This window comes from Idiomarina sp. T82-3, assembly GCF_001577655.1.
GTDB lineage: Bacteria > Pseudomonadota > Gammaproteobacteria > Enterobacterales > Alteromonadaceae > Idiomarina > Idiomarina baltica.
Genome location: NZ_LSBQ01000004.1, coordinates 61784 through 88078 on the forward strand (window position 1 = coordinate 61784; position 26295 = coordinate 88078).

28 protein-coding genes are annotated in these 26295 nt (G+C 47.7%); 18 read left to right on the forward strand and 10 right to left on the reverse strand.

Annotated elements, in window-relative coordinates:
* The first annotated feature begins 51 nt into the window (after nucleotides 1-51).
* From pyrG to AWU56_RS03805, 3 genes are read left to right on the forward strand one after another with little or no spacing between them, the layout of a single operon-like run.
* Nucleotides 52-1689: a CTP synthase gene (pyrG, locus tag AWU56_RS03795; protein WP_286681795.1), complete on the forward strand. Its 1638-nt coding sequence runs from the start codon at nucleotides 52-54 to the stop codon at nucleotides 1687-1689.
* A 17-nt stretch (nucleotides 1690-1706) separates the two neighbouring features.
* Entirely contained in the window at nucleotides 1707-2999 is a 1293-nt protein-coding gene (gene eno, locus AWU56_RS03800) for a phosphopyruvate hydratase (protein WP_272978067.1), read from the forward strand.
* The gene (locus AWU56_RS03805; protein WP_286681796.1) at nucleotides 2953-3627 is read left to right on the forward strand and encodes a hypothetical protein; all 675 of its coding nucleotides are present in this window, start codon (nucleotides 2953-2955) and stop codon (nucleotides 3625-3627) included. The genes eno and AWU56_RS03805 overlap by 47 nt, the downstream gene beginning before the upstream one ends.
* Here the strand turns inward: AWU56_RS03805 and AWU56_RS03810 are convergent.
* Entirely contained in the window at nucleotides 3624-4433 is an 810-nt protein-coding gene (locus AWU56_RS03810) for a 4-helix bundle domain-containing protein (RefSeq protein WP_286681797.1), read from the reverse strand. The genes AWU56_RS03805 and AWU56_RS03810 overlap by 4 nt on opposite strands.
* 83 nt (nucleotides 4434-4516) lie before the next feature.
* Here AWU56_RS03810 and AWU56_RS03815 point away from each other — a divergent pair, with 83 nt between their 5' ends.
* Entirely contained in the window at nucleotides 4517-5173 is a 657-nt protein-coding gene (locus AWU56_RS03815; protein WP_006956057.1) for a Fe2+-dependent dioxygenase, read from the forward strand.
* 67 nt (nucleotides 5174-5240) lie between these two features.
* Nucleotides 5241-6572, forward strand: a complete 1332-nt coding sequence (locus AWU56_RS03820; protein ID WP_286681798.1) for a sensor domain-containing diguanylate cyclase — start codon at nucleotides 5241-5243, stop codon at nucleotides 6570-6572.
* Here AWU56_RS03820 and AWU56_RS03825 read toward each other — a convergent pair.
* Nucleotides 6569-7231, reverse strand: a complete 663-nt coding sequence (locus AWU56_RS03825) for an SdpI family protein (protein ID WP_286681799.1) — start codon at nucleotides 7229-7231, stop codon at nucleotides 6569-6571. The two genes, AWU56_RS03820 and AWU56_RS03825, sit on opposite strands and share 4 nt — an antisense overlap.
* Nucleotides 7228-7503, reverse strand: a complete 276-nt coding sequence (locus AWU56_RS03830) for an autorepressor SdpR family transcription factor (protein WP_006956050.1) — start codon at nucleotides 7501-7503, stop codon at nucleotides 7228-7230. The genes AWU56_RS03825 and AWU56_RS03830 overlap by 4 nt, the downstream gene beginning before the upstream one ends.
* Nucleotides 7504-7602: 99 nt before the next feature.
* Here AWU56_RS03830 and AWU56_RS03835 point away from each other — a divergent pair, with 99 nt between their 5' ends.
* A complete protein-coding gene (locus AWU56_RS03835; RefSeq protein ID WP_286681800.1) occupies nucleotides 7603-8139 on the forward strand; it encodes a GNAT family N-acetyltransferase in 537 nt (178 codons plus the stop codon).
* Here the strand turns inward: AWU56_RS03835 and AWU56_RS03840 are convergent.
* The 3 genes from AWU56_RS03840 to AWU56_RS03850 are packed head-to-tail and all read right to left on the reverse strand — an operon-like array spanning nucleotide 8136 to nucleotide 10212.
* Nucleotides 8136-9131 carry a branched-chain amino acid aminotransferase gene (locus AWU56_RS03840; protein WP_286681801.1) on the reverse strand — a complete coding sequence of 332 codons (996 nt, stop codon included), beginning with the start codon at nucleotides 9129-9131 and terminating at the stop codon, nucleotides 8136-8138. The two genes, AWU56_RS03835 and AWU56_RS03840, sit on opposite strands and share 4 nt — an antisense overlap.
* A gap of 58 nt (nucleotides 9132-9189) precedes the next feature.
* The gene (locus AWU56_RS03845) at nucleotides 9190-9477 is read right to left on the reverse strand and encodes a hypothetical protein (RefSeq protein WP_286681802.1); all 288 of its coding nucleotides are present in this window, start codon (nucleotides 9475-9477) and stop codon (nucleotides 9190-9192) included.
* A 6-nt stretch (nucleotides 9478-9483) separates the two neighbouring features.
* The gene (locus AWU56_RS03850; protein WP_286681803.1) at nucleotides 9484-10212 is read right to left on the reverse strand and encodes a sulfite exporter TauE/SafE family protein; all 729 of its coding nucleotides are present in this window, start codon (nucleotides 10210-10212) and stop codon (nucleotides 9484-9486) included.
* 77 nt (nucleotides 10213-10289) lie between these two features.
* On the opposite strand from AWU56_RS03850, the gene ftsB reads away from it, so the two are divergent.
* The 9 genes from ftsB (at nucleotide 10290) to rpoS (ending at nucleotide 16756) form a co-directional block, all read left to right on the forward strand.
* Complete coding sequence (ftsB, locus tag AWU56_RS03855; RefSeq protein ID WP_006956042.1) at nucleotides 10290-10577, forward strand: cell division protein FtsB; 288 nt, start codon at nucleotides 10290-10292, stop codon at nucleotides 10575-10577.
* Complete coding sequence (gene ispD / locus AWU56_RS03860; protein ID WP_286681804.1) at nucleotides 10567-11283, forward strand: 2-C-methyl-D-erythritol 4-phosphate cytidylyltransferase; 717 nt, start codon at nucleotides 10567-10569, stop codon at nucleotides 11281-11283. Before ftsB ends, ispD begins: the two co-directional genes overlap by 11 nt.
* Nucleotides 11283-11768 (forward strand): 2-C-methyl-D-erythritol 2,4-cyclodiphosphate synthase, encoded by a 486-nt coding sequence (ispF, locus tag AWU56_RS03865; RefSeq protein ID WP_286681875.1) that lies wholly within the window; start codon nucleotides 11283-11285, stop codon nucleotides 11766-11768. The genes ispD and ispF overlap by 1 nt, the downstream gene beginning before the upstream one ends.
* Nucleotides 11765-12826 carry a tRNA pseudouridine(13) synthase TruD gene (gene truD, locus AWU56_RS03870; RefSeq protein ID WP_286681805.1) on the forward strand — a complete coding sequence of 354 codons (1062 nt, stop codon included), beginning with the start codon at nucleotides 11765-11767 and terminating at the stop codon, nucleotides 12824-12826. Before ispF ends, truD begins: the two co-directional genes overlap by 4 nt.
* On the forward strand, nucleotides 12804-13565 hold the full coding sequence (surE, locus tag AWU56_RS03875; protein ID WP_286681806.1) for a 5'/3'-nucleotidase SurE: 762 nt from the start codon (nucleotides 12804-12806) through the stop codon (nucleotides 13563-13565). Before truD ends, surE begins: the two co-directional genes overlap by 23 nt.
* Nucleotides 13555-14193: a protein-L-isoaspartate(D-aspartate) O-methyltransferase gene (locus AWU56_RS03880; RefSeq protein ID WP_006956037.1), complete on the forward strand. Its 639-nt coding sequence runs from the start codon at nucleotides 13555-13557 to the stop codon at nucleotides 14191-14193. Before surE ends, AWU56_RS03880 begins: the two co-directional genes overlap by 11 nt.
* Nucleotides 14190-14777, forward strand: coding sequence for a YqaA family protein (locus tag AWU56_RS03885; RefSeq protein WP_286681807.1), 588 nt, complete (start codon nucleotides 14190-14192; stop codon nucleotides 14775-14777). The genes AWU56_RS03880 and AWU56_RS03885 overlap by 4 nt, the downstream gene beginning before the upstream one ends.
* A 13-nt stretch (nucleotides 14778-14790) precedes the next feature.
* Nucleotides 14791-15684, forward strand: a complete 894-nt coding sequence (locus AWU56_RS03890; RefSeq protein ID WP_286681808.1) for a peptidoglycan DD-metalloendopeptidase family protein — start codon at nucleotides 14791-14793, stop codon at nucleotides 15682-15684.
* 70 nt (nucleotides 15685-15754) lie between these two features.
* The gene (rpoS, locus tag AWU56_RS03895) at nucleotides 15755-16756 is read left to right on the forward strand and encodes an RNA polymerase sigma factor RpoS (RefSeq protein WP_006956034.1); all 1002 of its coding nucleotides are present in this window, start codon (nucleotides 15755-15757) and stop codon (nucleotides 16754-16756) included.
* Here rpoS and mutS read toward each other — a convergent pair.
* On the reverse strand, nucleotides 16753-19314 hold the full coding sequence (gene mutS / locus AWU56_RS03900; RefSeq protein WP_286681809.1) for a DNA mismatch repair protein MutS: 2562 nt from the start codon (nucleotides 19312-19314) through the stop codon (nucleotides 16753-16755). The two genes, rpoS and mutS, sit on opposite strands and share 4 nt — an antisense overlap.
* A gap of 35 nt (nucleotides 19315-19349) precedes the next feature.
* On the opposite strand from mutS, the gene AWU56_RS03905 reads away from it, so the two are divergent.
* Entirely contained in the window at nucleotides 19350-19853 is a 504-nt protein-coding gene (locus tag AWU56_RS03905) for a CinA family protein (protein WP_006956032.1), read from the forward strand.
* A gap of 63 nt (nucleotides 19854-19916) precedes the next feature.
* Complete coding sequence (recA, locus tag AWU56_RS03910) at nucleotides 19917-20999, forward strand: recombinase RecA (RefSeq protein WP_006956031.1); 1083 nt, start codon at nucleotides 19917-19919, stop codon at nucleotides 20997-20999.
* Between the two features lie 67 nt (nucleotides 21000-21066).
* Here recA and AWU56_RS03915 read toward each other — a convergent pair whose 3' ends face one another.
* Together AWU56_RS03915 and AWU56_RS03920 are read right to left on the reverse strand one after the other, a co-directional pair.
* Nucleotides 21067-22386 carry an anti-phage deoxyguanosine triphosphatase gene (locus AWU56_RS03915; protein WP_272978054.1) on the reverse strand — a complete coding sequence of 440 codons (1320 nt, stop codon included), beginning with the start codon at nucleotides 22384-22386 and terminating at the stop codon, nucleotides 21067-21069.
* Between the two features lie 13 nt (nucleotides 22387-22399).
* Nucleotides 22400-23614 carry an EAL and HDOD domain-containing protein gene (locus AWU56_RS03920; RefSeq protein WP_286681810.1) on the reverse strand — a complete coding sequence of 405 codons (1215 nt, stop codon included), beginning with the start codon at nucleotides 23612-23614 and terminating at the stop codon, nucleotides 22400-22402.
* An 87-nt stretch (nucleotides 23615-23701) separates the two neighbouring features.
* Between AWU56_RS03920 and rssA the strand changes: the two genes are divergently transcribed.
* On the forward strand, nucleotides 23702-24676 hold the full coding sequence (rssA, locus tag AWU56_RS03925) for a patatin-like phospholipase RssA (RefSeq protein ID WP_006956028.1): 975 nt from the start codon (nucleotides 23702-23704) through the stop codon (nucleotides 24674-24676).
* An 80-nt stretch (nucleotides 24677-24756) separates the two neighbouring features.
* On the opposite strand, the gene putP is transcribed toward rssA, so the two are convergent.
* The gene (gene putP, locus AWU56_RS03930) at nucleotides 24757-26280 is read right to left on the reverse strand and encodes a sodium/proline symporter PutP (RefSeq protein ID WP_006956027.1); all 1524 of its coding nucleotides are present in this window, start codon (nucleotides 26278-26280) and stop codon (nucleotides 24757-24759) included.
* Nucleotides 26281-26295: the final 15 nt, after the last annotated feature.

A 26295-nucleotide genomic window follows, 5' to 3' on the forward strand; every position in this document is an offset into this window, starting at 1 on the left:
ATTTTCCCGTCTTAAGAAATCCCTACATTGACCTGACCAACTGGGTAACACATGGCGACAAATTATATTTTCGTAACCGGCGGCGTTGTATCCTCGCTGGGGAAAGGTATTGCTGCAGCTTCACTGGCTGCGATTCTTGAAGCACGGGGCCTGAATGTCACCATTCTAAAGCTCGACCCTTATATTAACGTCGATCCAGGCACTATGAGTCCGATCCAACACGGTGAGGTTTTCGTCACCGTTGATGGCGCAGAAACAGACCTCGATTTAGGTCATTATGAGCGCTTTATCCGCACACGTATGACCAGTCATAATAACTTTACTGCCGGGCGCGTGTACGAAGACATTATCCGTCGTGAGCGTAAAGGTGAATTCCTCGGTGCGACCATTCAGGTCATTCCGCATATCACCAATGAAATTAAACGTCGCATTATTGAAGGCGGCAAAGGCTCGGATATCGCGATTATCGAAATCGGTGGTACCGTGGGTGATATCGAATCACAACCTTTCTTAGAAGCGATTCGCCAACTTGGCACTGAAGTCGGCCGTGATCACACCTTGTTTATGCATTTGACGTTAGTGCCTTTCTTGGGTGCTGCGGGCGAGGTAAAAACCAAGCCCACGCAACACTCCGTGAAAGAGCTGCGCTCGATTGGTATTCAGCCGGATGTTTTAGTCTGTCGTTCGGATCGTTCGCTGCCACCTTCAGAGCGTTCAAAAATCGCGCTTTTCACCAATGTTGAGGAGAAAGCGGTCATTGGTCTGCGTGATGTCGACAGTATCTATAAGATCCCATCGATGCTGAAGTCGCAAGGACTCGATGAGATCGTGACACATCGCTTCCGTCTTGATTGCCCAGAGGCTGATTTGAGCGAATGGGAGCAAGTACTGTATCAAGAATCGAATCCTAACGGCGAAGTGACCGTCGGTTTTGTTGGTAAGTATGTTGAGTTACCGGATGCGTATAAATCGGTTAATGAAGCCCTTGCGCATGCAGGTTTAAAAAACCGTCTTACGGTTAATATTCGCTATATTGATGCACAAGACATCGAAACCAAAGGCACCAGTAAGTTAGCTGATGTCGACGCTATTTTAGTGCCGGGTGGTTTTGGTGATCGGGGTATCGATGGCAAGCTAAAAGCCGCGCAGTATGCGCGTGAAAATAATATTCCGTATTTAGGTATTTGCTTAGGTATGCAAGTCGCGCTTATCGAGTACGCACGCAATGTGGCCGGGATGAAGGATGCGAACAGCACTGAGTTTCAGCCCGATTGCAAACAACCGGTGGTGGGTTTGATTACCGAGTGGATGGATGCTAACGGTCAAAAAGAGTTGCGCGACGAAAGCTCCGATTTAGGTGGCACGATGCGTTTAGGTGCACAGGAATGTCATTTAGAGAAAGGCTCGAAAGCAAGCAAGATGTACGGTGCTGAAGTGATCGAAGAACGTCACCGCCATCGCTACGAAGTCAACAATAACTACATCGAAGCGTTAGAGAAAGCAGGATTGAAATTTTCAGGCTTCTCGCATGATAAACGTCTTGTTGAAGTGGTTGAAATTCCTGAACACCGCTGGTTTATTGCGGTTCAATTTCACCCTGAATTTACTTCGACACCGCGCGACGGTCATGGCTTATTTAAAGGCTTTATCGAGGCCGCTGGTCAGTTTAATAAAGAGCGTTTAGGTTAATTAATAAGGATTTTATAATGAGCACAATTACCCGTATTGTTGCGCGTGAGATTATGGATTCGCGTGGTAACCCGACGGTAGAAGCAGACGTTTATTTAGAGTCAGGCCACATGGGTCGCGCTGCCGCACCCAGCGGTGCTTCAACAGGTTCACGAGAGGCGCTTGAGTTACGCGACGGTGATAAAAACCGTTACTTAGGTAAGGGTGTTGAGCAAGCGGTTGCCAATATTAATGGCGCGATTGCCGAAGCCTTGCGTGGCGCTGAAGCGGTTAACCAAAACGCGATTGATGAAATTATGTTGCGTTTAGACGGCACCGATAACAAAGAAAAACTGGGCGCCAACGCTATCTTGGCCGTTTCTTTGGCCGTCGCTAAAGCAGCTGCAGCCTATAAAAACATGCCGTTGTACCAGCATATTGCTGAACTCAATAATACGCCTGAGACCTACAGCATGCCACTACCGATGATGAACATCCTTAACGGTGGTGAACACGCGGACAATAACGTCGATATTCAAGAGTTCATGATTCAGCCGGTTGGCGCGTCAAGCTTTAAAGAAGGCTTGCGTATGGGCGCTGAAATCTTCCATGCGCTGAAAAAAGTGCTCCAGCAGCGCGGTTTGAGCACTGCAGTGGGCGACGAAGGTGGTTTCGCGCCGAACTTAGGCTCTAACGAAGAAGCGCTACAAGTCATCGTCGAAGCGGTTGAAAAAGCAGGTTATCGCATGGGTGACGATGTAACGCTTGCGTTAGACTGTGCTGCATCTGAATTTTACAAAGACGGTCAGTACAACCTGAGCGGCGAAGGCAAGTCCTTTGATGCAGAGGGATTCGCCAGCTATCTTGCTGAGTTATGTGATCGTTATCCGATTATTTCCATTGAAGACGGTTTAGACGAGTCCGACTGGGATGGTTGGAAAGTGTTGACTGAAAAGCTAGGTGACCGTGTACAGTTGGTGGGTGATGACCTGTTCGTGACTAACACGCGTATCTTGCAAGAAGGTATCGACAAGGGTATCGCAAATTCAATTTTGATTAAATTTAATCAGATTGGTAGTCTGACAGAAACCTTGGCAGCGATCGAGATGGCGCGTAAAGCAGGTTACACTGCGGTTATCAGTCACCGTTCGGGTGAGACTGAAGACGCAACCATTGCAGATTTAGCAGTTGGCACAGCCGCCGGTCAAATTAAAACCGGCTCGCTTTGCCGTTCGGATCGTGTAGCCAAATACAATCAATTGCTACGCATTGAAGGTGAGTTGGATGGCAAAGCGCCATACCGCGGTCGACAAGAAGTCAAAGCTGGATAATTCGCAGGCCGACATTTTTCAGCCGATAGCAGAGCACAGCGATATCGCTGAGCTCTGCTCAGCTTTGTATGAAAGAACATTAATACAACTCTCACAAGAAGAGCTAGATGCCGGCTTATTGCGCCGACGTTTAGCGAGCCTTCCATTTTACGTGCGCCATGCCGCACACGGTTCATTGCAAGCGGCACAGCACAGTCCGTTACAACTCGATGCACAGAACGCCAGTTGGCAAGCGCCTCAGGCAACAACCTGCCCAGCAGGAACAGGCACAGCGCAAAAGCAACACGCGTGGTTTAAACAGCATGCGGCACTCGGGCTCGTGGTTCCCGTGCGTTACGAAACGAGTGAGTTTAAGACGATTGTGCTTGATAGTATTGACCGCGTCGATAGTAAGCACCATCGTGTGCATTTAAACTATCAGGGGTGGTTTAGCTTTAGCGGTGAGGGTGAGTCATCTGATTTAACCTTGCTGAAGCCGACCAAACGTATTATGACCGCAGCCTGTTGCGGTCATCAATGGAATCATCGGGGGCGCGTTAACCCCCGAACGCTCACCTTACGCGAACTATTGCTGGTAGCCACTCTAGACTGGCGTCAGTTTAAAGTGGCACTCAAAATCGCGCGTTAAATGCCATTAGCTTCCATTTCGATGCGTGATGCCGCACCGTAAATCAGGCTTGCATCACCTTCGAGCTCACCCTCAGGTGTGGTGGTTGGCCAAAGCTCGTCAAGTCCGTGAATAACCTTACGCGTTTCTGAGATAGCCTCTTCGGCACCTGCTCGTTGTGCTTCAGACAACGCATCGAGACGGCTCAACGCGATTTGCTGAAATCCATACGCGTCTTGAAACTCATGCACATTAACCACTTGGTTTTGTTTGATACCAATGGCGTACTCATCGGCTGAGGTGAGTAACATGCTGGCGATACTTTTTAGGACTTCAGCTGCGGTCATTGATGCCAAAGGTTCATTAGCCGCAATAGCGTCTTTCAATGCGGCGTAGTTTTCCATTACGACGGCCTTATCGGCATCATTATTGACGCTATCGGCTAAATCGCTCAATGGTTTTGCGAAGCCCGGTAGGTCGCGCGCTTCGAAGGCACTCACTAAGCCCGCGTAGAGCTCATCACCGGGGTGTTTCATATGGGTCTTCGCCATTTCTAGATGACCTTGCTCATAAAGCTTCATGCCGACCCATAAATGACCACGTATTAAACCAAGTTGCGCTAAAAACGCTGAATCATTGGTGGTTAAATCCACGCTTACAGCGCCTTCACCTTCGCCTTCCATCATTGGACCCGGCGCAGTGAGTAATGTAGCGGGGGCTAGGCTGGTATGAGGGCTGGTTGTCGCAACGGCACCTTGACTGATGACCACCGAGGCACCAATCGCCGAACTGACCGCAATCCAACTCTTGCGTTTTTCTCTCATCATGGAATCCTTGTTTTTGCTCAATGTTATTTCAGTTATAATCTCAAAAATGATAACTATTCGCAAATAAAAGGTATGTTCTCAATATGATTATCCACTTACAGCAAGTCATCGATAAACCCACCATTGATGTAATTAACGAGAAACTTGCTCAGCATACCTTCACTGATGGCAAATTATCCGCGGGGGCAGGGGCTAAATCTGTTAAAAACAATCAGCAATTGAGTGTTGACCAAAAAGCGCAAGGACTGGTTGATTTTACGCTTCAGCGCATGCTGAGAAACCCCTGGGTGGAGGCTGCTTTACGTCCGAAAACAATTGCACGAAGCATGATCAATCGCTATCAAAATGAGCAAAGTTACGGTGTTCATGTGGATGACGCACTCATGAATCAAGCGCGCACCGATATCTCTTTTACACTCTCGTTATCTGCGCTTGACGAGTATCAAGGTGGTGCATTAACGATAGACGAACATAGTGGCGAGCGAAGCTGGCGCTTAGATGCGGGGGATGTGCTGATCTATCCAAGTCACTTTTTGCATCAGGTAGAGCCTGTGACAGCAGGTCAACGCACTGCGTTAGTTGGTTGGTGTCAGAGTTGGGTGAGGGATGCTCAGCAACGCGCTTTACTGTTTGATATGCAGCAAGCCGTCATGCAGGAGTTTGAGGCGAAGGGACGCAGTGAACAATACCTTCTGCTCTCTAAAAGCTATCAAAACCTGTTGCGAATGTGGATGGATTAATTATGAATTCACGATACAATGCACTTCATTAGGTAGCCTAACTGATTGTGATTAAGGATATTTGCTGTTGCTAGATAGGTTTAAAGGATTACAACTTAATTTTCTTCATGGTTTGTTAGTCGTTGTATTTTTGGTCGGCATCGCCTGTGTTGAGTGGGTTATTAATTTAACCTCATCGCAGTATCAGCAGCTTAAAAGTAACCGAGCAACGACTGAATTAGTCGGTATTCGCTCTCAAATGGAGCAATTGTTTGGTGAAGCGTCTCGTGCAGCCTTTGCATTTTCTTCCTATTTCTCTGTGCAGCCTGTCACTGAACCGGTTAACACGCGCTTACTCGCGGTGTCTATTCTTAAAGAGAGTCCTGTGGTCAAACGAGTATCGGTTTGGCGTAACCAAGACTTATTGTTTGCCTATCCAATAACGCCGGCTATGACGTTATGGACAAGCCAAGCACCCAAGCAATACGACCTCACATCGCCAGTTGCACAGTTATTTGAAAACTATCAAGTTTCCTCCCCACGTTTATTAGAAAATGGTGCACTGGCGTTAGATGTGACATTACCAATCTATACTCGACACTTCACTTTCTCAGGATTTTACTGGGGTTCGGTACGGTTATTGGTGGATATATCAGAAATCATGCGACGCGTTCGTGAAGGGAGCGCTGCGGACTACGAGCTTGCGTTAAGTCGCGCTTCGGTCGAAAAGCTGGGTGAGGAGGTTTTTCTCGGCAATCCTGATATTTTAAACACGGCGGATGCGACGACTGAACTTGATGTGTTTAATGAAACTTGGCAGATCCATGCGCGCGCAAAACACTCGAATACAAAAGTCAGTGGCATGGGTTGGCTGCGCTTCTTCGGTTACGCCGGGGTCATTGTACTTGCCGCCGTCATCGCGCTACTGAGCCGCAGTTATCGTGCGTTGCATCAACAAGCACAAACGGATGTTTTGACAGGATTACTCAATCGAAGAGCACTAACGCAACGTTTTAAGTCGTTAGCATCGCGCAATGATAAGCCATTAGAAGTCATTTATATTGATTTGAATAAGTTTAAACCTATTAATGACCAGTACGGGCATGCGGTCGGCGATCGGTTTCTCATGCATGTTGCGTCAATATTGAACACCTACGTGAATGCCAAGGAAGCCGGGCGCATCGGTGGTGATGAGTTTGTCGTGTTACGTCCTCTCAAAACGAGTGAGCTTGGTAACAGCGATAGTGTTAAAGACATCGTTGAACACTTGCGCGAGCACCCTTTTGTGTTTGAGAAGGGCGAGTTAACCATTCACGCCAGTGTTGGCCGTGCGGAGTTCCCGGCTGAGGGACGCTCGCTTGAAGAACTCCTGCACGTAGCTGATGAACGCATGTATGAAGATAAAAATAAAAACACTTAGTCTTCGTTATCACCCGAGTGTAGTCGTCGGTATATAACGAACGAGTAAACTGTGGGCACAAGTGCAAGCACAACAATGAGCGCGATGAGCATAGTCGGTGGCATAGGCCACCAGGCTTTCGACACGAGTATCGCGCCAATAATGACAAAACAGTAACTTCCCAAACGGTGTGTTTTATACCAGACTTCATCGCTGGCTAAGGTCCAAGGCGTGCGAATACCAATAAAGAAGTTCTTCCGCAGCTTACCTAAGTAATTACCCAAACAGATAAATAAGACGCCGACACCGACAACGATGATTGTTGGTAACTCAAGTTCAGCTCCGAGCGCAACACTCAGTTGGACTACTTGAATCAGCAAAATAAAGCCTAGCATCAAGTTGGTAATTAAGCCGACAGTCGTGCGGAAACTATTTATTTTGTAGCCTTTAGGAGAGAGCACATGCAGGCATTCCATGAACGCCCAAAGTCCAACCATAATCAGTGTCATCAGCCAGGCGCCAAGAGGTTTTGACTGATAGGCATCGATTTCACCTTCAAAGTTCCAGTGACTAGGGATTTCTTGCGGTAGCTGGTTGTAGAGCGCGCCCACAAAAACGGCACTTAATACAATCAGTAACCAGCTAATCCAACGATGCTTCCAAGGGAGCGTAAAGGTCATGAGTCCTCCTTGTGAGAAAATAGACCAAATAAGATCGCCATGACCTCTTCGGCGACTGAACTATTAAGCGAATATATGAGCTGCTGCCCGCGGCGCTCGCGGCGCACTAACTCGGCACTCAGCAATAACGCTAGATGATGTGAGAGAGAAGCTTTAGTAATTGAAAACTCCTCACTTAGCTCACCCGCACTTTTAGAGCCAGAGCGCAATACACGAAGAATATCTCTGCGAGTGCCGTCGGCAAGCGCTTTGAATACCAGTTGTTGTTTCATTATGAAGATATTACCATTAGTTAGATATTTAGATAATAGTCTAAATATCTAAAGTTGCAAGTTTGAGTTATGCTAATAGCCCATGATTAAGGACGTGCTATGAAACTGATTTCGACTTGGCAAACAGAAAGGCTCGTGATTAGACCGCTTAAAGGGACGGATGCGGAGTTTATATTAACATTACTCAATGAGCCTGAATTCATTAAACAAATCGCTGATAAGCAGGTCAGAACCATTGATAACGCTATCAACTATATCGAGACAGGGCCGCAAATGCAGTACCGGCACTATGACTTAGGCCTGATGTTGATGGTGCGTAAGCAGGATGGTAAACCGATAGGATTAATGGGGCTGTTAAAGCGTGACTTTCTCGATCACCCAGATATCGGATATGCGTTATCAAACGTGTATACAGGACAGGGCTACGCCATTGAAGCAGCACGCTCGCTGATGGAGCGCGTAGCTCAGAGTACACGCCTCACGCGTCTGAGTGCCATTTGCAACCCGAGCAACGCCGCTTCGCTAACATTGTTAGATAAACTCGGCTTTATTGAACAGGGCATCATTGAGTTGCCCGACGATGGGCAACCCGTGGTGCTCTTGGAAACCTTTGTTGTGCGCGATGGACGAGGTTAAACGGTAGTTAACCAGCCAAATGAATCTGCTCGTTCACCCCATTGAATCTCATTTAACGCGCGACGCAATAATTGCGTTTTGGGGCCTTCTTCGCCGCTGCCGATGGTGATAGTTTGCTCATTGTGAATCAGCGAACCAACGGGGGTCAGCACTGCCGCTGTGCCAGACAACGCCGCTTCGGTAGCCGGCTTTTGTGCACGGTCGAGGAGTTCATCAACTGACAAGGCACGCTCACTCACCTTCATGCCCATGTCTTTAGCGAGTGTCAGAATTGAGTCACGGGTAATACCGTGTAAGAAACTGCTATCCAAATCTTTGGTAATAACCTCATCACCGTCGATGAGTAAGAAGTTGGCAGCGCCTGTTTCCTGCACATCCCCATTTGGGCAAAACAGTACTTGGTCAGCATCGTATTGGGCGCGTGCTTGCATAATTGGACTTAATGCACTGGCGTAGTTACCACCACTTTTAATCATACCCATATGTGGTGCACAACGCATGCCGTCAGTTTCAATCAACAGTTTTAACGGACGCGTGCCGCCAGCAAAATAGTCGCCCACCGGCGATAACAACACATACAGCAACGACTGAGTTGCTGGGCTGGCTGCTTTACCAATCGCGGGCTCGGTGCCGATATGCGTTGGACGTATATACATGGAGCCTGGCGGGTTAGGCACTTCGTTTTTAAAATGCTTTACGATATCAACGATCATATCCTCAAGGAGCGTCGTATCGATCTCGGGTAAAGCCAGCAATTTACTGCTCTGACGCATGCGTTTGATATTTTGATCAAGCCTGAAAATATGAACCGAACCATCAGCATGCTTGAACGCTTTTAATCCTTCAAAGCAGGTACTAGCGTAATGCAAAGCATGTGCACCAGGATGCAAAGACAAGCTATTCGCGGTACTTATTTGAGGGGAATGCCACTGCCCATCCTGGTATTCTGCAATACTCATTTCAGGCATGAAAACGGTGCCAAAAGCGGCCATATGAGACTCCTTTACATTAAAATCGCGGCTAGTTTAACACGAAAGCTACGTAATTTAGCTAAGAAGGGTTTCTTTTCAAGTACCAAATGGCGATGGGAATTTCCATCAGTGCGTAAGTAATCAGGGTATACCAAAACCAATTTAATGAGCCTCCAAATAATAAAAATGGATAGCCCAATCCCATGTATTTCCAGCCTACAATTACAAGCGCGAAGGCAATAGCACTGGCGCTTGCGAGTGCCAACTTGCCCAGCGAATTGCCTGCAACCCGCGGAAATACGTGTAGATAACACACCAAAAGGATCGCAAGATTGAGTAATAAAACTACTAGTTCAGCGGGTAACATCTCGACTCAATTACTCCATATCGCCTGAAATAAAACAGATACGCCGGATAATAACATTAATCCTAGCGTCAGTCGTTTAAACTGCTGTTCAACGACAAACTGTTGTAGGTAATGGCCAAACATCGCGCCGAGCACTGCGCAAGGTACCATCGCCGATAGTAGTTTGAGGTGATGGGCTTGATATACAGCTTGCGTGCTAAAGGTAAGTACGTTGGCAACGGCAATGACCAAAAAGAACAGCGCTAAGGTGGCACGAAAGGTTGTTTTGTCAACTCGGGCATTGGCAAGAAAGAGAATGATAGGGGGACCACCTAAGGTCATGAGCCCGTTAAGTACCCCCGAGGCAGCCCCGACACAGGCATGACCGGGGCGATGATTAAAAGTCGGTAAATTGCGGCCACTTACCAACACAGCTACGACTGTTAAGATGAGCAACCCTAACAGCCATTGGATTGCTCGTTCGTTGACCTCGACCAAGAGCAAGCTGCCAACAATGGAAAACGCGAATCCCGCCCCGAGTAACCAAAGCCACTGACGGGGATGCGCGGCGTCTCGGTTCTTGTAATAGATAATTGCGCTTAAAAATACGTTCACGATCGACAACGTGGGTGTAATGGTCGTCATGGGTAAAAACAGCACTAACAAAGGCACACTCACAAGGCCAGAGCCAAAGCCGCTGATCCCCTGTAAGGTGGTGGCAAAGAAAATAATCACTGCAGCATAGATATATTCCAAAAAAACACCTCAATGGCTTTGCATACTCAGTTTTAGACTTCATAATGGCACTAATACATGTTTCCCCAGAGCACTTTATGCGAATTGTCATTATTTTGCTGGTTGGCGTATTAGCAGCGCTACAATACCGTCTTTGGTTTGGTAAGAACAGCTTGCCAGACTATTGGCGCTTGCAACAAGAAGTGCAACATCAACGCAAAGCGAATGACAACTTGGCGCGGCGTAACGAAGTGCTTTACGCGGATATTAAAGACTTACGTGAGGGCGAAGACGCGCTGGAAGAGCGCGCGCGCAACGAACTCGGTATGATAAAAAAAGAAGAAGTGTTTTTCCGTCTTGTGCACCCGAGGAGGCTTGAGCAGTAATATGTCATCTTCGTCGGGGATTAAGCTCGCGGCCGTCGTTCCCGCAGCAGGTACCGGGAGCCGGATGCAAAGCGAGCAACCTAAGCAATTTATTGAGATCCAATCTCAACCAATACTCTCTCACACGCTCGCTGCGATTCAGCGTGCCCCTCAAGTGCAACGCGTTTTCGTTGCTGTTAACCCAACGGCTATCAACCTATATCCGCGCTGGCCTGAGGCGGTTGAAACGGTTTCCGGCGGCGAGTCGCGCGCTGAATCTGTGCTGATGGGTCTAAAAGAGGCAGCACGACAAGGTTTTAGTCATGCGTTAGTACATGATGCAGCACGACCTTGTTTGCCATTAAGCGTCTTACTGGACGTAATTGAACAAGGCACATTACAAGATCAAGGCGCTATCGTGGCGTTGCCGGTACGCGATACCTTAAAGCGAGCGCAAGCCGATAGTTTGACGATAAGCAGCACGGTTTCCCGTGAGCGATTGTGGCAAGCGCAAACGCCTCAGGTGTTTGCGATTAAGCCTTTGATAGCGGCTATTAACAAGATGGGCGTCGCTCATCCAGGCCTAACCGATGAAGCGTCAGCTATGGAGTTCGCTGGCTATCAACCGCGATTGGTCATGGGCTCATATAAAAATATCAAAGTGACCTTCCCGGAAGATATCGAGTTGGTCAGTTACTATTTAAACGAAGAGATTAATCACTCATGATGAATATTCGTGTTGGTCATGGCTATGACGTGCACCGCTGGGGCGCAGAGAATAAGCCCTTAATGCTAGGTGGTGTTGAAGTGCCGCACGCTGATGGTCTTTTGGCGCACTCAGACGGTGATGTTGTGCTTCACGCAATTAGTGACGCAGTGTTAGGTGCATTGGGTTTAGGTGATATTGGACGTCACTTCCCTGATACCGATGCCCAATTTGCGGGCGCAGACAGTGGTGGGCTACTGACTCATATTATGCAGTTGGCTGCCTCACGTAAATTTGGTGTAGGAAATATCGACGTAACTATCGTGGCACAGCAGCCTAAAATGGCACCTCACATCGACGCGATGAGACAACGTATTGCGAATCTACTGGATGTAGCGAGTGATGCGGTGAATGTGAAAGCGACAACGACGGAAAAGCTAGGTTTTGTGGGTCGGAATGAAGGTATAGCGTGCCATGCAGTGGTATTAATGGCGGGTCAGTCATGAGTCAGTTAGATGCGGCAATTAACCCAGTTAGGCTCAATTCAAAACGCACGCAAGCACAGTTTAAACTTCACCCCGAAGACTTCGTTGTGACCGAACGACTTGATGTCGCGGACGACGGAGAGGGTGAACATCAGTGGTTGTGGATTCGTAAGCGGGGTGCCAATACGCAGTTTGTTGCGCGTCAGCTTGCCCGATTTGCTGATACCTCACCTAAAAACGTCAGTTATGCGGGTTTAAAAGACCGTAACGCAGTTACTGAGCAATGGTTTTCGGTGCAATTGCCGGGGCAAGAGACATTAGATTGGCAACAGCTCAACAATGAAGAATTCCAAGTCCTGAAGGTGATTCGTCGACAAAAGAAGCTCAAGCTCGGCTTACATGAAGCGAATCAGTTTAAGATCCGCTTGCGTGATGTTGTCGATAAGGGACTGTTTGAGCAAAACTGGAATTCGCTTGTGTCCGACGGCACGCTTAACTATTTTGGCCCGCAACGATTCGGTCATGACCAGAATAACTTAGCTCGTGGATTCGAATGGCTGCGAGCGGGTGGCAGCAACAAACGTGTGAAAAAGCCAGAGCAAAGCCGGTTGTTGTCCTCTGTACGCTCATTCCTATTCAACCAAATAGCGTCTTCACGCTATCAGCAGTACGGTTTTGAAACGCTTGCAGGTGACTGTGTGATGCTATCCGGGTCACAATCAGTTTTTCATGTTGAGCAGTGGGATGATGAGCTGAAACAGCGTCTTACCACTGGCGATATTCAGTTGACGGCTGGTCAACCCGGCTGGGTTTCTAAGCCGCTCATTTCTGGGGAAGCTGAGCAGTTTGAAACCGACTGTGTAAGTCCGTGGGCTGACATTATTGACTGTTTAGCGTCAAAAAAGGTTAAAGCCAGCCGCCGTGCTATGCGTCTTAAACCGACTGACCCTGAGTTATGTTGGGATGGTAGCGATGCGGTTATTTATTTTGAATTACCTAAAGGCAGTTTTGCAACTGCGTGTATTAGTGAACTAATTGATTTGTCGGTGACTGAAAATGATGAAGATTCTGTTGAGTAATGATGACGGCGTTCATGCGCCCGGTATTCACGCGCTGTATCAAGCCTTAAAATCTATTGCTGAGGTCCGCGTGATAGCACCAGATAGAAATTGTAGTGGTGCGAGTAATTCACTGACCCTGCATAATCCACTGCGTCTGCAACAGCTCGATAATGGCTTTTACTCGCTCAATGGCACGCCGACTGATTGTGTTCATATTGGCACTAACTCGCCGTTTGCCGAAGAGGTTGATTTAGTGGTTTCAGGCATTAATGACGGACCTAACATGGGCGACGATGTGTTTTATTCAGGTACAGTGGCTGCTGCAATGGAAGGGCGGTTTAAAGGTCTGCCTGCCATTGCCGTGTCGATGGGGAGACGCGGACATGACTACTATGATACGGCGGCGCAAGTCGTTGCCGAGTTGGTTGAAAGTATGGAATCGAAGCCTCTTCAGTTAGATACCGTGCTCAATGTTAATGTTCCTTACGGGCCTTATAATGATATTAAAGGCACACGAGTAACTCGGTTAGGCCGTCGACACCGCGCTGAAACTATGGTGCGTGATCGCGATCCCTTTGGTCGTGAGATCTTCTGGTATGGGCCCATCGGTCATCATTTAGATGATGCGCCAGACACTGATTTTGCAGCCATTCATGAGGGCTATGTATCGATTACACCATTAAGTCTGGATATGACCGCAAAACGTCATCAAGACACATTAGATCAATGGTTAGCGGAACGGGAAGATGCTCAATAGAAATCACTCAGGGATGGCGAAGCGATTAGTACAAACATTGTTGCAAGCAGGCATTACTAATCAACGTGTGCTGGATGTCATTCAGGCGACACCGCGAGAGCGATTTATGCCGGAGTCGCTTGCCCATAAAGCGTATGAAAACACCGCGTTGCCCATCGGGAATGGACAAACGATATCGCAACCATTGATGGTGGCAACAATGACACAGTTGCTGATTCAACATCATTGCCAACACGTGTTAGAGATCGGCACGGGTTCAGGCTATCAAACTGCGATACTGGCGCAATTAGTCGATCAGGTTTTTAGCGTAGAGCGTATCGGCCAGCTGCAGTATCAGGCTAAGCGCCGGTTACGTAGTCTCGATATCCACAATGTCTCGATGCGCCACGGTGACGGATGGGAAGGTTGGACAAGTAAGGCACCATTTGATGGCATCATCGTCACCGCCGCAGCGAGTGAATTGCCGAGTGCATTGCTCGAGCAACTTGCTGATGGAGGGGTGTTGATCATTCCTGTGGGTGAAACTAAGCAAACTCTAACGGTTGTAAGGCGTTTTGGCGACGAATTCGAACAGCAGCGTATTGGTGATGTGCGGTTTGTGCCTTTAGTTAAAGGAGCGACTCAGTGAAGCTATTTACCAAGATGTACGACGCTGTGCTGCGCTGGTCTCAGCATACTCATGCGGAATGGATCCTGGCGGCGTTGAGTTTTTCCGAAGCTATTTTTTTTCCGATCCCCCCGGATGTGATGTTAGCGCCTATGGCAATGACACAGCCTAAGCGGGCATTCAGATTTGCGGGAATAACAACACTGACTTCAGTGTTGGGTGGCTGTGTTGGGTTTGTGCTTGGTATGTGGGCCTATGACGCTGCGGTTTTACCGTTTGTCGAATTGATGGGCTATGAGGATAAATTAGCAACCATCGTTAATTGGTTCGAACATTATGGTATTTGGGTTGTTTTTCTCGCTGGCTTCTCACCTATCCCCTACAAGCTATTTACGGTGAGCGCCGGTATGCTGAGTATGGCTTTTTTACCGTTTTTACTTGCCTCAGCAGTGAGTCGGGGATTACGGTTTTACCTAGTTGCTTGGCTGCTACGCTGGGGAGGCCCTGAAATGGCGATCAAACTGAGGACGTATGTTGATCGTATCGGTTGGGCTACCGTTATTATCGCTATTCTTGTAATCTTGATTGTTAAACTCATGTCTTAAGGATTGGCTATTCATGACCCTGTATAAGGTGTTGACTTTGAGTCTAGTTGGCGCACAGTTAATTGTCGCTGGCTGTTCGTCACGTTCTGCACCCGCGCCCGTGGAGACACTCTATACGGGTAAAACGTATCAGGATTATGAAGCCGATAGCCTCGCGCAAGCTAAGCAGTACCAGGTTCAGAGCGGGGAAACGCTGTATTCAATTGCTTTTCGCGCCAGCATGGATGTTAACCAGCTGGCGCGTATTAATGACATCGCCGAACCTTACACTATATTTCCGGGACAAATGCTGCGTTTAGATGTGCCCAGCCCCAAAACTACTAGTTCTAAGAAACCGTCATCAGAGAATCAAAAAGATATAACGCAAACCGTTGCCAAGCCTGATACGAAAGAGTATGTTCAAAATACATACAGTAAAAAAACGATTGAAAAACAAAATCCTAAAACAAATGTTAAGGAGCGTGTGGTTGCTAAACCGAGGCGAGAAGAACGTCAGTCGGTTGTCTCACGCCCAGACACGATGTCAGTTAAGAACAAAGACATCCAATGGCGTTGGCCCGTTACGCAAAAAATTATACGTGATTTTTCGCTAGCCGAGCGAGGTAACAAAGGGTTGGATTTTGCAGGCCAAAAAGGTGATGCAGTTCATGCCGCTGCTGCGGGAAAAGTCGTGTACGTAGGAAGTGGCCTGAGAGGCTATGGCAATTTAATCATTCTGAAACATAACGATGATTTTATTACTGCCTACGCACACAACGAAAAAATTTTAGTTTCTGAGCAACAGTGGGTCGATGTCGGACAGCCAATTGCAGAAATGGGCGATTCAGGAACCACGCGTGTTATGTTGCACTTTGAAGTGCGTTATCGCGGCAAATCAGTCAACCCGAGACACTACCTACCCAACTAGGTAAGTAAGCTGCTCGGCCTTGACTGATACACGTTGAGGTCTGTATGCAGAGTAGTGCAAGGGGAACGTCATGAGTAGTAAGCGTAAAAGCGAAATTGAAGATGACATGAAAGAAGTCGATGTGTTGGAGGAAGGGGAAGTCGATCCTTCAACATTATCTGATGATGTGCGTGATAATTCAGAAGAGGAACAGGCGCTCGAAGAAGCGTTGGTTAGCTCGGGTCAATATCAGCGTAAAATGGACGCTACGCAAATATATCTCAGCGAGATAGGTTTTTCCCCTCTATTAACTGCAGAAGAAGAAATTTTTTATTCTCGAAGAGCCCTCAAAGGCGATATTGCTGCACGTAAGCGTATGATCGAAAGTAATTTACGCTTGGTGGTTAAAATTGCTCGACGCTACTGTAATCGAGGTTTAGCGTTATTAGATCTCGTCGAGGAGGGCAATTTGGGGCTTATTCGAGCAGTCGAGAAATTTGATCCTGAGCGGGGATTTCGCTTTTCAACCTATGCGACGTGGTGGATCCGGCAAACGATCGAACGCGCGATTATGAATCAAACACGGACCATTCGTTTACCCATCCATGTGGTTAAAGAACTGAATGTGTATTTGCGCGCGGCGCGCGAGCTCGCTCACAAGCTCGACCATGAGCCGACCGCTGAAGATATCGCAGCCAGTTTAAATAAGCCGGTCGAAGACATCACTAAAATGTTGAGACTCAATGAACGTGTGACATCGGTTGATACACCCATCGGTGGCGACAATGATAAAGCACTGCTTGATATTCTGACTGATGAGGCTGATGACGGGCCTGAAGGCGTTTTACAAGACGGTGATTTAAAAGAGCGCATCACTGAATGGTTGGATGCACTCAATCCAAAACAAAAGGAAGTGTTAGCGCGTCGCTTCGGCCTATTGGGTTATGAACCGTCGACGCTTGAAGATGTCGGTCATGAAATAGGCTTGACCCGCGAACGTGTGCGACAGATCCAGGTTGAGGCGTTGCGTAAACTACGCGATTTCTTGCGTCAACAGGGGCTCACGCTTGAAGCGCTATTCACTGGGCATTAATGCTTTTTGCGTTGTTCATTGAGCCACATTAGCGCTTGCATTGGTGTCATCTGATCTAAGTCAAGCGCTTCTAGTGCCTCACGTAGGGGGTCTACAGTCGGCTCCGGTGTCGTCGTCTCGGAGAGAGGTATTTCCATCTGTGGGCTATTAGGCTGCTGCTCTAATTCCGTGAGTTTTCGCTTAGCCCGCTCGATTACATTATTGGGTACGCCAGCTAACTTAGCCACCTGCAAGCCGAAACTACGGTTGGCCGAACCTTCCGCTACGGTGTGTAAAAACACGATGTGATCGTTATGCTCTTGCGCTTCGACGTGCACGTTACAGCTGTTCTCCAAACGTTCAGCAAGCTCAGTCAATTCAAAATAATGTGTGGCAAATAATGTAAGGCAGTCGAGTTTTGACGCCAATTGTTCAGCCACCGACCAAGCCAACGACAGCCCATCGTAGGTGGACGTACCGCGGCCTATCTCATCCATTAACACCAAGCTTTCCGATGTCGCGTTATGCAAAATATTGGCGGTCTCTGTCATCTCTACCATAAAAGTGGAGCGACCCGATGCGATGTCGTCTGATGCACCAATACGAGTAAATATTCGATCCACAAATCCAATTTCAGCCTCTCGTGCGGGAACAAAACATCCCATGTGCGCGAGGATGACAATGAGCGCTGCCTGACGCATATACGTCGACTTGCCCCCCATGTTTGGACCCGTGATCATCAGTAAGCGCCGCTTATCAGTCATTGCCAAGTCATTGGGGATGAATGGCTCATCACTTAATCGTTCGATGACGGGATGGCGCGCTTGTGAGAGTTTTAATAAGCCACTTTGCTCGACGAGTGCAGGTCGACAGTAGTTTTGCTCGACTGCCAGTGTTGCAAATGCACACAGCGTGTCTAGCTCGGCAATCGCCGATGCGCTTTGCTGTAATTCGTCAACAAACGGTAGACAGTGGTCGTATAGCCCATCATATAGCGCTTTTTCACGCGCTAATGACTTGGCTTGGGCGGTAAGTACTTTATCTTCATGCGCCTTTAATTCAGGAATGATATAACGTTCGGCATTTTTTAAAGTTTGTCGACGCTGATACTCGACGGGAACCTGATCTCCGTCGGCTTTTGAAGTTTCTATGAAGTAACCATGCACTTTGTTATAGCCCACTTTCAGTGAACTTATGCCTGTTCTCTCGCGTTCGCGTTGTTCTAGTGCATTCAGATAATCAGTTGCACCGGTAGCAAGATCACGCAATTCATCAAGCTCCGCATCATAGCCAGACGCAATTACACCACCATCCCGAATCAGCACGGGAGGCTGTTCGATGATAGCGCGATTGAGTACGTCAAGTAACTCATCAAATGACGCAATACGTTGAGTTAAGTAGCTCAATGCGGGAGCACCACAGTCAGCTTTGAGTTCTGGCAATCTCGCTAAGCTATCACGCAGTCTCGCAAAATCCCGTGGACGTGCGCTACGTAAGCCAATTCGTGCGACGATTCGTTCTATATCAGTGATTGCTTTAAGGTGTTCACGCAGATCGAGATATCGATCGTCTGTCATTAATGCCTCGACTGCGTCATAACGCTGATTGAGTATCCCATGGTCACGCAAAGGACGCTGGAGCCAGCGTTGAAAATTACGGCTACCCATTGCACAGACGGTTTCATCTAGAACCGCCGTAAGGTGAGTCGATTCGCCGTGAGCACTTTGATTCAGTTCTAAGTTTCGACGTGTTGCAGCGTCGAGGATAACGGCATCATCAGTGGGTTCACGTGTAATTGAGCGAATGTGTGGTAAGGCTGCACGTTGGGTGTCTTGCACATAATGCATGACAGCGCCGGCACTACCGAGTATCGGTTCCTGTTGATTAAACCCAAAGCCGGCTAAGTGGCGGGTCGCAAACTGCTGTGTTAAAAGTTTAAATGCAGTATCGGCGTCAAATTCCCAAGGCGAACGTTTTCTGCAACGGCAATGTGCCAAAGGTAGCTGCGCTAAGCTCATTCCCTCGGGATAGAGTAATTCTGCGGGCTGTAGTCTTTGTAACTCGGCGGCTAACTGCTCGCGAGATTGTGGCTCACTAAGCCAAAAACGACCGCTGCTCAGCTCTAGCGTCGCGAGTGAAAAGCTCGATTTAAGCTCGCAAATAGCTGACAATAGATTCTGTTGTTTATCATTGAGTAGCGATTCATCAGTAATGGTTCCTGGCGTGAGGATACGCACTACTTTTCGTTCGACAGGACCTTTACTGGTTGCAGGGTCTCCCACTTGTTCGCAAATTGCGACCGATTCACCGCGGGTGACTAAACGCGCCAAGTAGTTTTCAACCGCATGGTAGGGCACACCTGCCATCGGGATAGGTTCGCCATTGCTTGCCCCTCGTTTAGTCAACGAAATGTCGAGCAATTGCGCCGCACGTTTAGCGTCATCATAAAATAATTCGTAAAAGTCACCCATCCGATAGAACAGCAACATATCGGGGTGTTCTGCTTTGATTCTTAGATACTGTTGCATCATCGGCGTGTGCGCCTGAATGCTCTGTTCAGAGGTCGGTGAGACTGGCATACTATGATTATCTTTATTCAACGAGGACTGCGTCTATGGTAACAAGCAGCGGAAACTGGGCGCAACTGATTAAACACGCAAATGCGTTAGCAGAGCAACTAAAGCAACGGCGTCAAACTGTAGCCACGGCCGAGTCGTGTACCGGCGGTGGAATAGGCTATCTTCTGACAGAGATTGCAGGCAGTTCTGGCTGGTTCAATGGCGGTCTCATCACCTACACTAATGCACTAAAACAAAAGTTGCTGGGTGTATCGAGTGAGGTACTTGAACAGCAAGGCGCGGTGTCTAAAGCCTGTGTTGAGCAAATGGCGCGCGGAGCTATGAAGCAGTGCCAAAGCGACTGGGCAATTGCTGTGAGTGGCATTGCAGGCCCCGGTGGAGGGAGTGTCGAAAAGCCAGTGGGTTTGGTGTGGATGGCGATTTGTGACGAGAAGCGCTGTGATACTTATGAACAGGTATTTGAGGGTGATCGCAGCGAAGTCAGATTAGCGACCATCGACTATGTGTTAAGTCGATTACTGGAAAATTTAAACAAATAAACTTGATACTGTGAATTTATACAGTATACTCACAGGTGTAAACGAAACAAATTGGAGCATAGCATGAGCAACGATCGTTCAAAAGCACTGGACGCCGCCTTAAGCCAAATCGAACGTCAGTTTGGCAAAGGCTCTATTATGCGTTTGGGTGACAACCAAACGATGGATATCGCATCGGTATCAACCGGTTCGCTAGGCCTAGATGTCGCCTTAGGTATCGGTGGTTTGCCGTTTGGACGAGTAGTTGAAATCTACGGTCCAGAATCAAGTGGTAAAACAACACTAACTTTACAAGTCATCGCTGAAGCGCAAAAAGCAGGTAAAACGTGTGCGTTCGTCGATGCAGAGCATGCATTAGATCCGATTTACGCAGAAGCACTAGGCGTGCGTGTTGATGACTTGCTAGTTTCGCAGCCCGATACGGGTGAACAAGCGCTAGAAATTTGCGATATGCTCGTCCGTTCAGGTGCAGTCGATGTGGTGATTGTCGACTCAGTTGCTGCGCTGACACCGAAAGCAGAGATCGAGGGCGAAATGGGCGACAGCCACGTTGGCTTGCAAGCTCGTTTGATGTCGCAAGCATTGCGTAAGCTGACCTCTAATATCAAAAAGTCCAACAGCTTATGTATCTTCATCAACCAAATACGTATGAAGATCGGTGTTATGTTTGGTAATCCAGAAACCACAACCGGTGGTAACGCATTGAAGTTCTATTCGTCTGTGCGTTTAGATATCCGTCGTACCGGGGCGTTGAAGGAAGGCGACGAAGTGGTCGGTAACGAAACGCGCGTTAAAGTCGTTAAAAATAAAGTGGCTCCACCGTTTAAAGAAGCGAACTTCCAAATTATGTATGGGCGTGGCATCTCGAAAGAGGGTGAATTGGTTGATTTAGGTGTGAAGCATAAGCTTGTTGATAAGGCGGGTGCTTGGTATAGCTACAACGGCGACAAAATTGGTCAAGGTAAAGCGAATGCAATGAAGTTCTTGCAAGAGAATTCTTCAATTGCTGAAGAGATCGAAAGTAAATTGCGTGAGCTTCTTTTGGTTAAACCTGCAAAGAAAGATAAGAATGAGGCCGCTGCTGATGATGGCAAAGACAAGGGTAAGTCGAAAGCGAATACCGATGATGACTTGTCATTGAGCTAACCTTTAGCAATCGATAAAAAAGCGCCTCAGGGCGCTTTTTTTTATCAAATCATCTGTCTCGAGCTGCTTATATTCGGGGTGGTTGAACAGAAAATAGCTCTTGGTGCAGTCTTGCAGCATAAGCATCGGTCATGCCAGAAAGATAGTCGGAAATGACGCGTGCAGAGTTCCAACCTTGCTGCTTCGCCGCTTTGTAGCGTGTTGCAGTATTGTCAGGCAATAATCGGTCTGGCTCTACTGATAACGCATCGAACAGCTCCATGACAATTTGTTGCCCCTTAAACTCCTGCACTTGCATTTCTGGTTTACGAATCACAAAGGTAAAAATGAAATGCTTCAAAGCGTTTAACAGCTGTTGTTCTGTCTCGGCCAATTGCGCCTTGTAAGATAGTAAATCGGATTCAAACTGTTCACTCTGACAGACGAGTTGAGTAGAGGTTAGTATACGATTGACTAAACTACCAATTGCCGCTTTGCGCTGATAATGATGACTCGAAAATAAGTTATCGGTGAGTTCTACGGCGTCAAAATCGACGAGAGCAGAGGCAAGTTCTTGAAGCTTAGGAAACATTTGCTCGAGCCAAAGTTCACGATTGATTAAGCCAACTACGATTGCATCCTCAAGGTCATGCACACCATAAGCGATATCATCTGCGATCTCCATGATGGAGGCGTCGACACTTTTAAATGCGCTGCGACCATGACGATCCGTGGTGGGCATTTCGCTGAACTGACCCAAGTGTTCACGGTCGGATGCAGAAAGTGGCTCAAGTAACCAATCGAGTGCAATACTATCATCATCGTATAAGGCTTTAGCCGGTAACCACTGGCGGGTGGGTAAGTGGCGAAAATGAGTGACATCATCGGGCAAAATTGCTCTTCGTGCCGCCGACATCAACACAGGGTATTTAAGCAAGCCCAGCAAGGTACGTCGACACAAGTTCATACCGGCATCGGGTGTGTAGGCTTCAATTTGCGTCACAATACGAAAAGTTTGCCCATTACCTTCAAATCCACCGTGACGTCGCATCATATAATTGAGTGCTATCTCACCACCATGACCAAATGGCGGATGGCCAATATCGTGAGCGAGACAAAGTGATTCGATTAATGACTTCGAAAGACCCAGTGAGCGACTTATATCGGGTTGTTGCTGGTGAAGATGCGCGACTAGGCTTGAACCGATTTGACTGGCTTCTAATGAATGAGTGAGTCGTGTACGAGGGAAGTCATGCATACCAATATACATAACCTGTGTTTTGGCCTGCAACCGACGAAATGCCGCCGAATGCAAGATACGTGCTTTATCACGCTGAAATGGTGAGCGGGTATCACCTTGTCGAGAAGGCGCTTCTGCTTGACGCGCTAACCACGCTGATGAATGCATACTGACGTCCTATTTAAGTTTTTGCGAAGGATTGACCCCATTGTTGTGCTTGTTGGTAATATTCAATCAGTTGTGCGGGTTTTATACGTAACCGCTGGGCTAATCGTTCAAGCTGCGTCCAGTTTCCCTGTTCTAAAACCTCACAGGTACGCAAGAAGAAAGCCATTGGACCCGTGCCTTCGATGAGTGGACGTTTTATTTCCTTAGCAATTGCAACGCCTGACAGGATCACCGTTAATTCGTTATCCATCATTGCATCGAGCTTCGATAGAACACCCGTCAAAAAGGCACTGGCAGGTTCTACTTTATACTGCTCATTATGTTGTGCTAAAAGCTCCATAAATCGGGCGCGAATAAACGAAAGTTTTATTAGTTCATCGGGCTTTCCGTCAGCGAGTGATGCGGCCGCAATCAGAGCGCTAAACTTACGAATTTCGACTTGACCTAGTCGCACAATCGCTTGTTGAATCGAATTAATTTCTGACTGCCGACGGAAAAAGGCTGAATTAACAAACTTGAGCAGTTTATAGGTCAAGCCAATATCTTGCTCGATCAGCTCGGCGACCGAGTCGATATGATAATTAGGTTCACTGGTGAGTTCGAGTAGGCGCATGCAAACGGCCTGTGAAGAGCTCAACACACGTTTTTGAATAAGTTCTGGGCGCGCAAAGAAATACCCTTGAAACAGTGTGAATCCGAGCGACTTGGCTTGTTGATACTCATCATAGGTTTCTATTTTTTCAGCCAATAAACGACCTGTAAAAAAACGCAAATCCTTAAGCAGCTGATTAATATGAGCGGTATTCATTGCACGAAAATCGACTTTTATAATGTCGACGTAGGGCAGGAATTCATGCCAGCCTGGATGATACTCAAAGTCATCTAATGCTATTTGGTAGCCTTCACCTTTATAACGTTGGACGGCTTCAAGAATGGCCGGTGTGGGTGGGATATCCTCTAAAAGCTCGATCACGGTTTTATCTGTCGGCAGCAGGCTGGGTAAGCCATCGAGTAAAGCGCTTTCAGAAAAATTTACAAAAGCAAAATTATTATCGGTTAATAATTTTACCCCGGCGTTGAACTCACTTCCTTCAACTAACCGTATAGTAGCCTCATCGGATGCGATATTAGGAAACGAATTATTTGGCCCATCTCGAAAAAGTAGCTCATATCCGTATATAGCTTTTGATTCGTTGAGTATGGGCTGACGAGCAACGTAAAAAAACACCGAGTAGACTCCACGCTTGTAATTAATCTATCCTTGACGTTAGTGTGAACAGTTTACGCATATTGTTAACAATTGGGAAGTCGCGACATGTCAGAAGTTAAAGTTGCTCTTGCGCTGGGTTCGGGAGCCGCAAGAGGCTGGTCTCATATTGGTGTGATTAAAGCGCTAGAAGAAATGGGCGTGCATATCAATATGGTTGCAGGTACCTCTATTGGATCGTTGGTGGGCGCGGGCTACGCCTCGGGCCGCATAGAGGAAATAGAAGACTGGGTTTTGAATATGGGTCGTTGGGAAGTTTGGAATCTTCTCGATTTTGGCTTCAACCAAGGCGGACTTATCGGTGGAGAAAAGGTATTCAATGTCGCTCGTGAGCAATTCGGGGCTAAAAAAATCGAAGACTTACCGATTACCTATGGCGCTGTGGCGACCGATCTTTACAGCGGCCGTGAAATTTGGTTGCGAAAAGGTGACTTATACGATGCTTCACGTGCTTCCAGCGCTATGCCGGGGGTTCTTGCTCCCACAGCATTTGATGGGCGATGGTTGATTGATGGTGGGCTAGTGAATCCAGTCCCGGTTTCGTTATGCCGAGCACTCGGTGCGGATTTCGTAATTGCTGTACACCTCAATTCGCAACTCAATGCGCGTGTCGCCGAGCAGCGAGGGCGTAGTATTCCACCCCAAACTGAAGCTGAGCAAGTACAAAAGGAAAAAATAGATGAAAACGAGGGCAACGCCGAGCATAGCTTCTTTGAGAACTTTTGGTCGAGCAGCAGTCACTACATTGATAACTTAAAAGATAGGTTCAAGGCGAATCCTCATAAACCACCCGGTATGTTTAGCGTCATGTCAGGAGCAATTGATATTATGCAAGAGCGTATTACAAAGGCTCGAATGGCGGGTGATCCGCCCGATATTTTAATTCAGCCCAAACTCGGACATATAGGCATCATGGAATTTGATCGCGGTAAAGAGGGTATCGAGATTGGCTACGAAACGACTAAGCGGATGGAAGGCTTAATTATGGACGAAATCCAACTGTATGCTGAGCGTCGCGGCTGAAACCTCACTTTCGAAAACATAAAAAAGCCACCGTTAAGGTGGCTTTTTAGTATCTAACTGCAGCGTCTAACTACTTAGCTTTACTTGGCAGTGTGATAATGGTCATCCATGATCTGTTCCATTTCGTCGAACTTATCACGGAGGTTTTGGTCGGGTTCTGCCGTTACCAAGCTACCGACGATGATAGCGATAGTCGAGATAATGAAACCTGGAACGATTTCATATACGTACGCGCTTAGATGCTCGCCGCCAACGGTTGGACCGTAGATCCAGATAAGGACAGTAATAGCACCTAACAGCATACCGGCAAGTGCACCGTGACGGTTCATACGACGCCAGAATAAGCTTAAAATAACGACTGGACCAAAGGCTGCACCGAAACCGGCCCACGCGTTAGATACGAGTGAGAGAATCGTGTTTTCGGGGTTCCACGCTAACCAAATAGCGACTAAAGAGACCAGTAATACAGAAATTCGCCCGACGGCTACAAGCTCTTTATCAGACGCATCTTTGCGTAAGAACGCTTTATAGAAGTCCTCGGTGAGTGAACTTGAGCTCACTAACAGCTGCGAAGAAATGGTACTCATGATAGCCGCAAGAATCGCTGCTAGCAGGAAGCCACCAATCAGCGGATGGAATAGGAACTGCGAGAAAATGATGAAAATCGTTTCCGCATCGTTCAGCGTCATTTGAGTTTCCGCCACATAAGCAATACCAACAAAGCCTGTCGCCATGGCACCGATGATTGACACAAACATCCAGCTAATACCAATGCGACGTGCGTTTTTGATATCACTCACTGAGCGGATCGCCATAAAGCGCACGATAATGTGGGGTTGACCAAAATACCCCAGACCCCAAGCGAGCAAGGATATGATACCGAGTGCGGCGAGACTTTCCCCGGTGGAGCCGTCCATAAAGAAGTCGAGGAATTGGGGGTTGATGTCTTTGACTTGACCAACCACGTCGCTGTAACCACCGAGCTCTGCAAAAGCGACGATCGGCACCAATACCAGTGCGACAAACATGATACAGCCTTGCACAAAGTCCGTCATACTGACGGCTAGGAAACCACCGAACAGGGTGTACGCGCAGACAACACCAGCGGTTACCCATAAGCCTGTCGTGTAGTCCATGCCGAAGGAGCTATCAAATAGCTTACCCCCTGCGACTAAGCTCGCTGATGTGTATAACGTAAAGAAGATAATGATAACGACGGACGAGAAAATACGTAGCGCACGGCCTTTATCATTAAAGCGGTTAGCAAAATAATCCGGAATGGTAATCGCGTCATCGGCTACTTCAGTGTATGTGCGCAATCTGGGTGCGACAATCACGTAGTTAAGATAGGCGCCAATGACCAAACCCACAGCAATCCATAGTTGCGATACGCCGGCAACATAAATCGCTCCGGGTAGACCCATCAACATCCAACCACTCATGTCAGACGCACCTGCAGACAACGCTGTCACAGCGGGCCCTAACCCACGGCCACCTAGCATATAGCCAGAAACCGAGTCGGTTGACTTCTTATAGGCATATAAGCCAATGCCCAGCATGACAATGAAGTACAGCGCTAGCGATATCAGAGTACCTGTTTCCACATTAAACTCCTGTCT

What these genes read in the sequence shown, in the direction of transcription:
- pyrG (WP_286681795.1), top strand. Translation starts at nt 52, where the DNA reads ATGGCGACAAATTATATTTTCGTAACCGGCGGCGTTGTATCCTCGCTG.
- eno (WP_272978067.1), top strand. Translation starts at nt 1,707, where the DNA reads ATGAGCACAATTACCCGTATTGTTGCGCGTGAGATTATGGATTCGCGT.
- AWU56_RS03805 (WP_286681796.1), top strand. Translation starts at nt 2,953, where the DNA reads ATGGCAAAGCGCCATACCGCGGTCGACAAGAAGTCAAAGCTGGATAAT.
- AWU56_RS03810 (WP_286681797.1), bottom strand. Translation starts at nt 4,433, where the DNA reads ATGATGAGAGAAAAACGCAAGAGTTGGATTGCGGTCAGTTCGGCGATT.
- AWU56_RS03815 (WP_006956057.1), top strand. Translation starts at nt 4,517, where the DNA reads ATGATTATCCACTTACAGCAAGTCATCGATAAACCCACCATTGATGTA.
- AWU56_RS03825 (WP_286681799.1), bottom strand. Translation starts at nt 7,231, where the DNA reads ATGACCTTTACGCTCCCTTGGAAGCATCGTTGGATTAGCTGGTTACTG.
- AWU56_RS03830 (WP_006956050.1), bottom strand. Translation starts at nt 7,503, where the DNA reads ATGAAACAACAACTGGTATTCAAAGCGCTTGCCGACGGCACTCGCAGA.
- AWU56_RS03835 (WP_286681800.1), top strand. Translation starts at nt 7,603, where the DNA reads ATGAAACTGATTTCGACTTGGCAAACAGAAAGGCTCGTGATTAGACCG.
- AWU56_RS03840 (WP_286681801.1), bottom strand. Translation starts at nt 9,131, where the DNA reads ATGGCCGCTTTTGGCACCGTTTTCATGCCTGAAATGAGTATTGCAGAA.
- AWU56_RS03845 (WP_286681802.1), bottom strand. Translation starts at nt 9,477, where the DNA reads ATGTTACCCGCTGAACTAGTAGTTTTATTACTCAATCTTGCGATCCTT.
- ftsB (WP_006956042.1), top strand. Translation starts at nt 10,290, where the DNA reads ATGCGAATTGTCATTATTTTGCTGGTTGGCGTATTAGCAGCGCTACAA.
- ispF (WP_286681875.1), top strand. Translation starts at nt 11,283, where the DNA reads ATGAATATTCGTGTTGGTCATGGCTATGACGTGCACCGCTGGGGCGCA.
- truD (WP_286681805.1), top strand. Translation starts at nt 11,765, where the DNA reads ATGAGTCAGTTAGATGCGGCAATTAACCCAGTTAGGCTCAATTCAAAA.
- surE (WP_286681806.1), top strand. Translation starts at nt 12,804, where the DNA reads ATGATGAAGATTCTGTTGAGTAATGATGACGGCGTTCATGCGCCCGGT.
- AWU56_RS03880 (WP_006956037.1), top strand. Translation starts at nt 13,555, where the DNA reads ATGCTCAATAGAAATCACTCAGGGATGGCGAAGCGATTAGTACAAACA.
- AWU56_RS03890 (WP_286681808.1), top strand. Translation starts at nt 14,791, where the DNA reads ATGACCCTGTATAAGGTGTTGACTTTGAGTCTAGTTGGCGCACAGTTA.
- rpoS (WP_006956034.1), top strand. Translation starts at nt 15,755, where the DNA reads ATGAGTAGTAAGCGTAAAAGCGAAATTGAAGATGACATGAAAGAAGTC.
- mutS (WP_286681809.1), bottom strand. Translation starts at nt 19,314, where the DNA reads ATGCCAGTCTCACCGACCTCTGAACAGAGCATTCAGGCGCACACGCCG.
- AWU56_RS03905 (WP_006956032.1), top strand. Translation starts at nt 19,350, where the DNA reads ATGGTAACAAGCAGCGGAAACTGGGCGCAACTGATTAAACACGCAAAT.
- recA (WP_006956031.1), top strand. Translation starts at nt 19,917, where the DNA reads ATGAGCAACGATCGTTCAAAAGCACTGGACGCCGCCTTAAGCCAAATC.
- AWU56_RS03915 (WP_272978054.1), bottom strand. Translation starts at nt 22,386, where the DNA reads ATGCATTCATCAGCGTGGTTAGCGCGTCAAGCAGAAGCGCCTTCTCGA.
- rssA (WP_006956028.1), top strand. Translation starts at nt 23,702, where the DNA reads ATGTCAGAAGTTAAAGTTGCTCTTGCGCTGGGTTCGGGAGCCGCAAGA.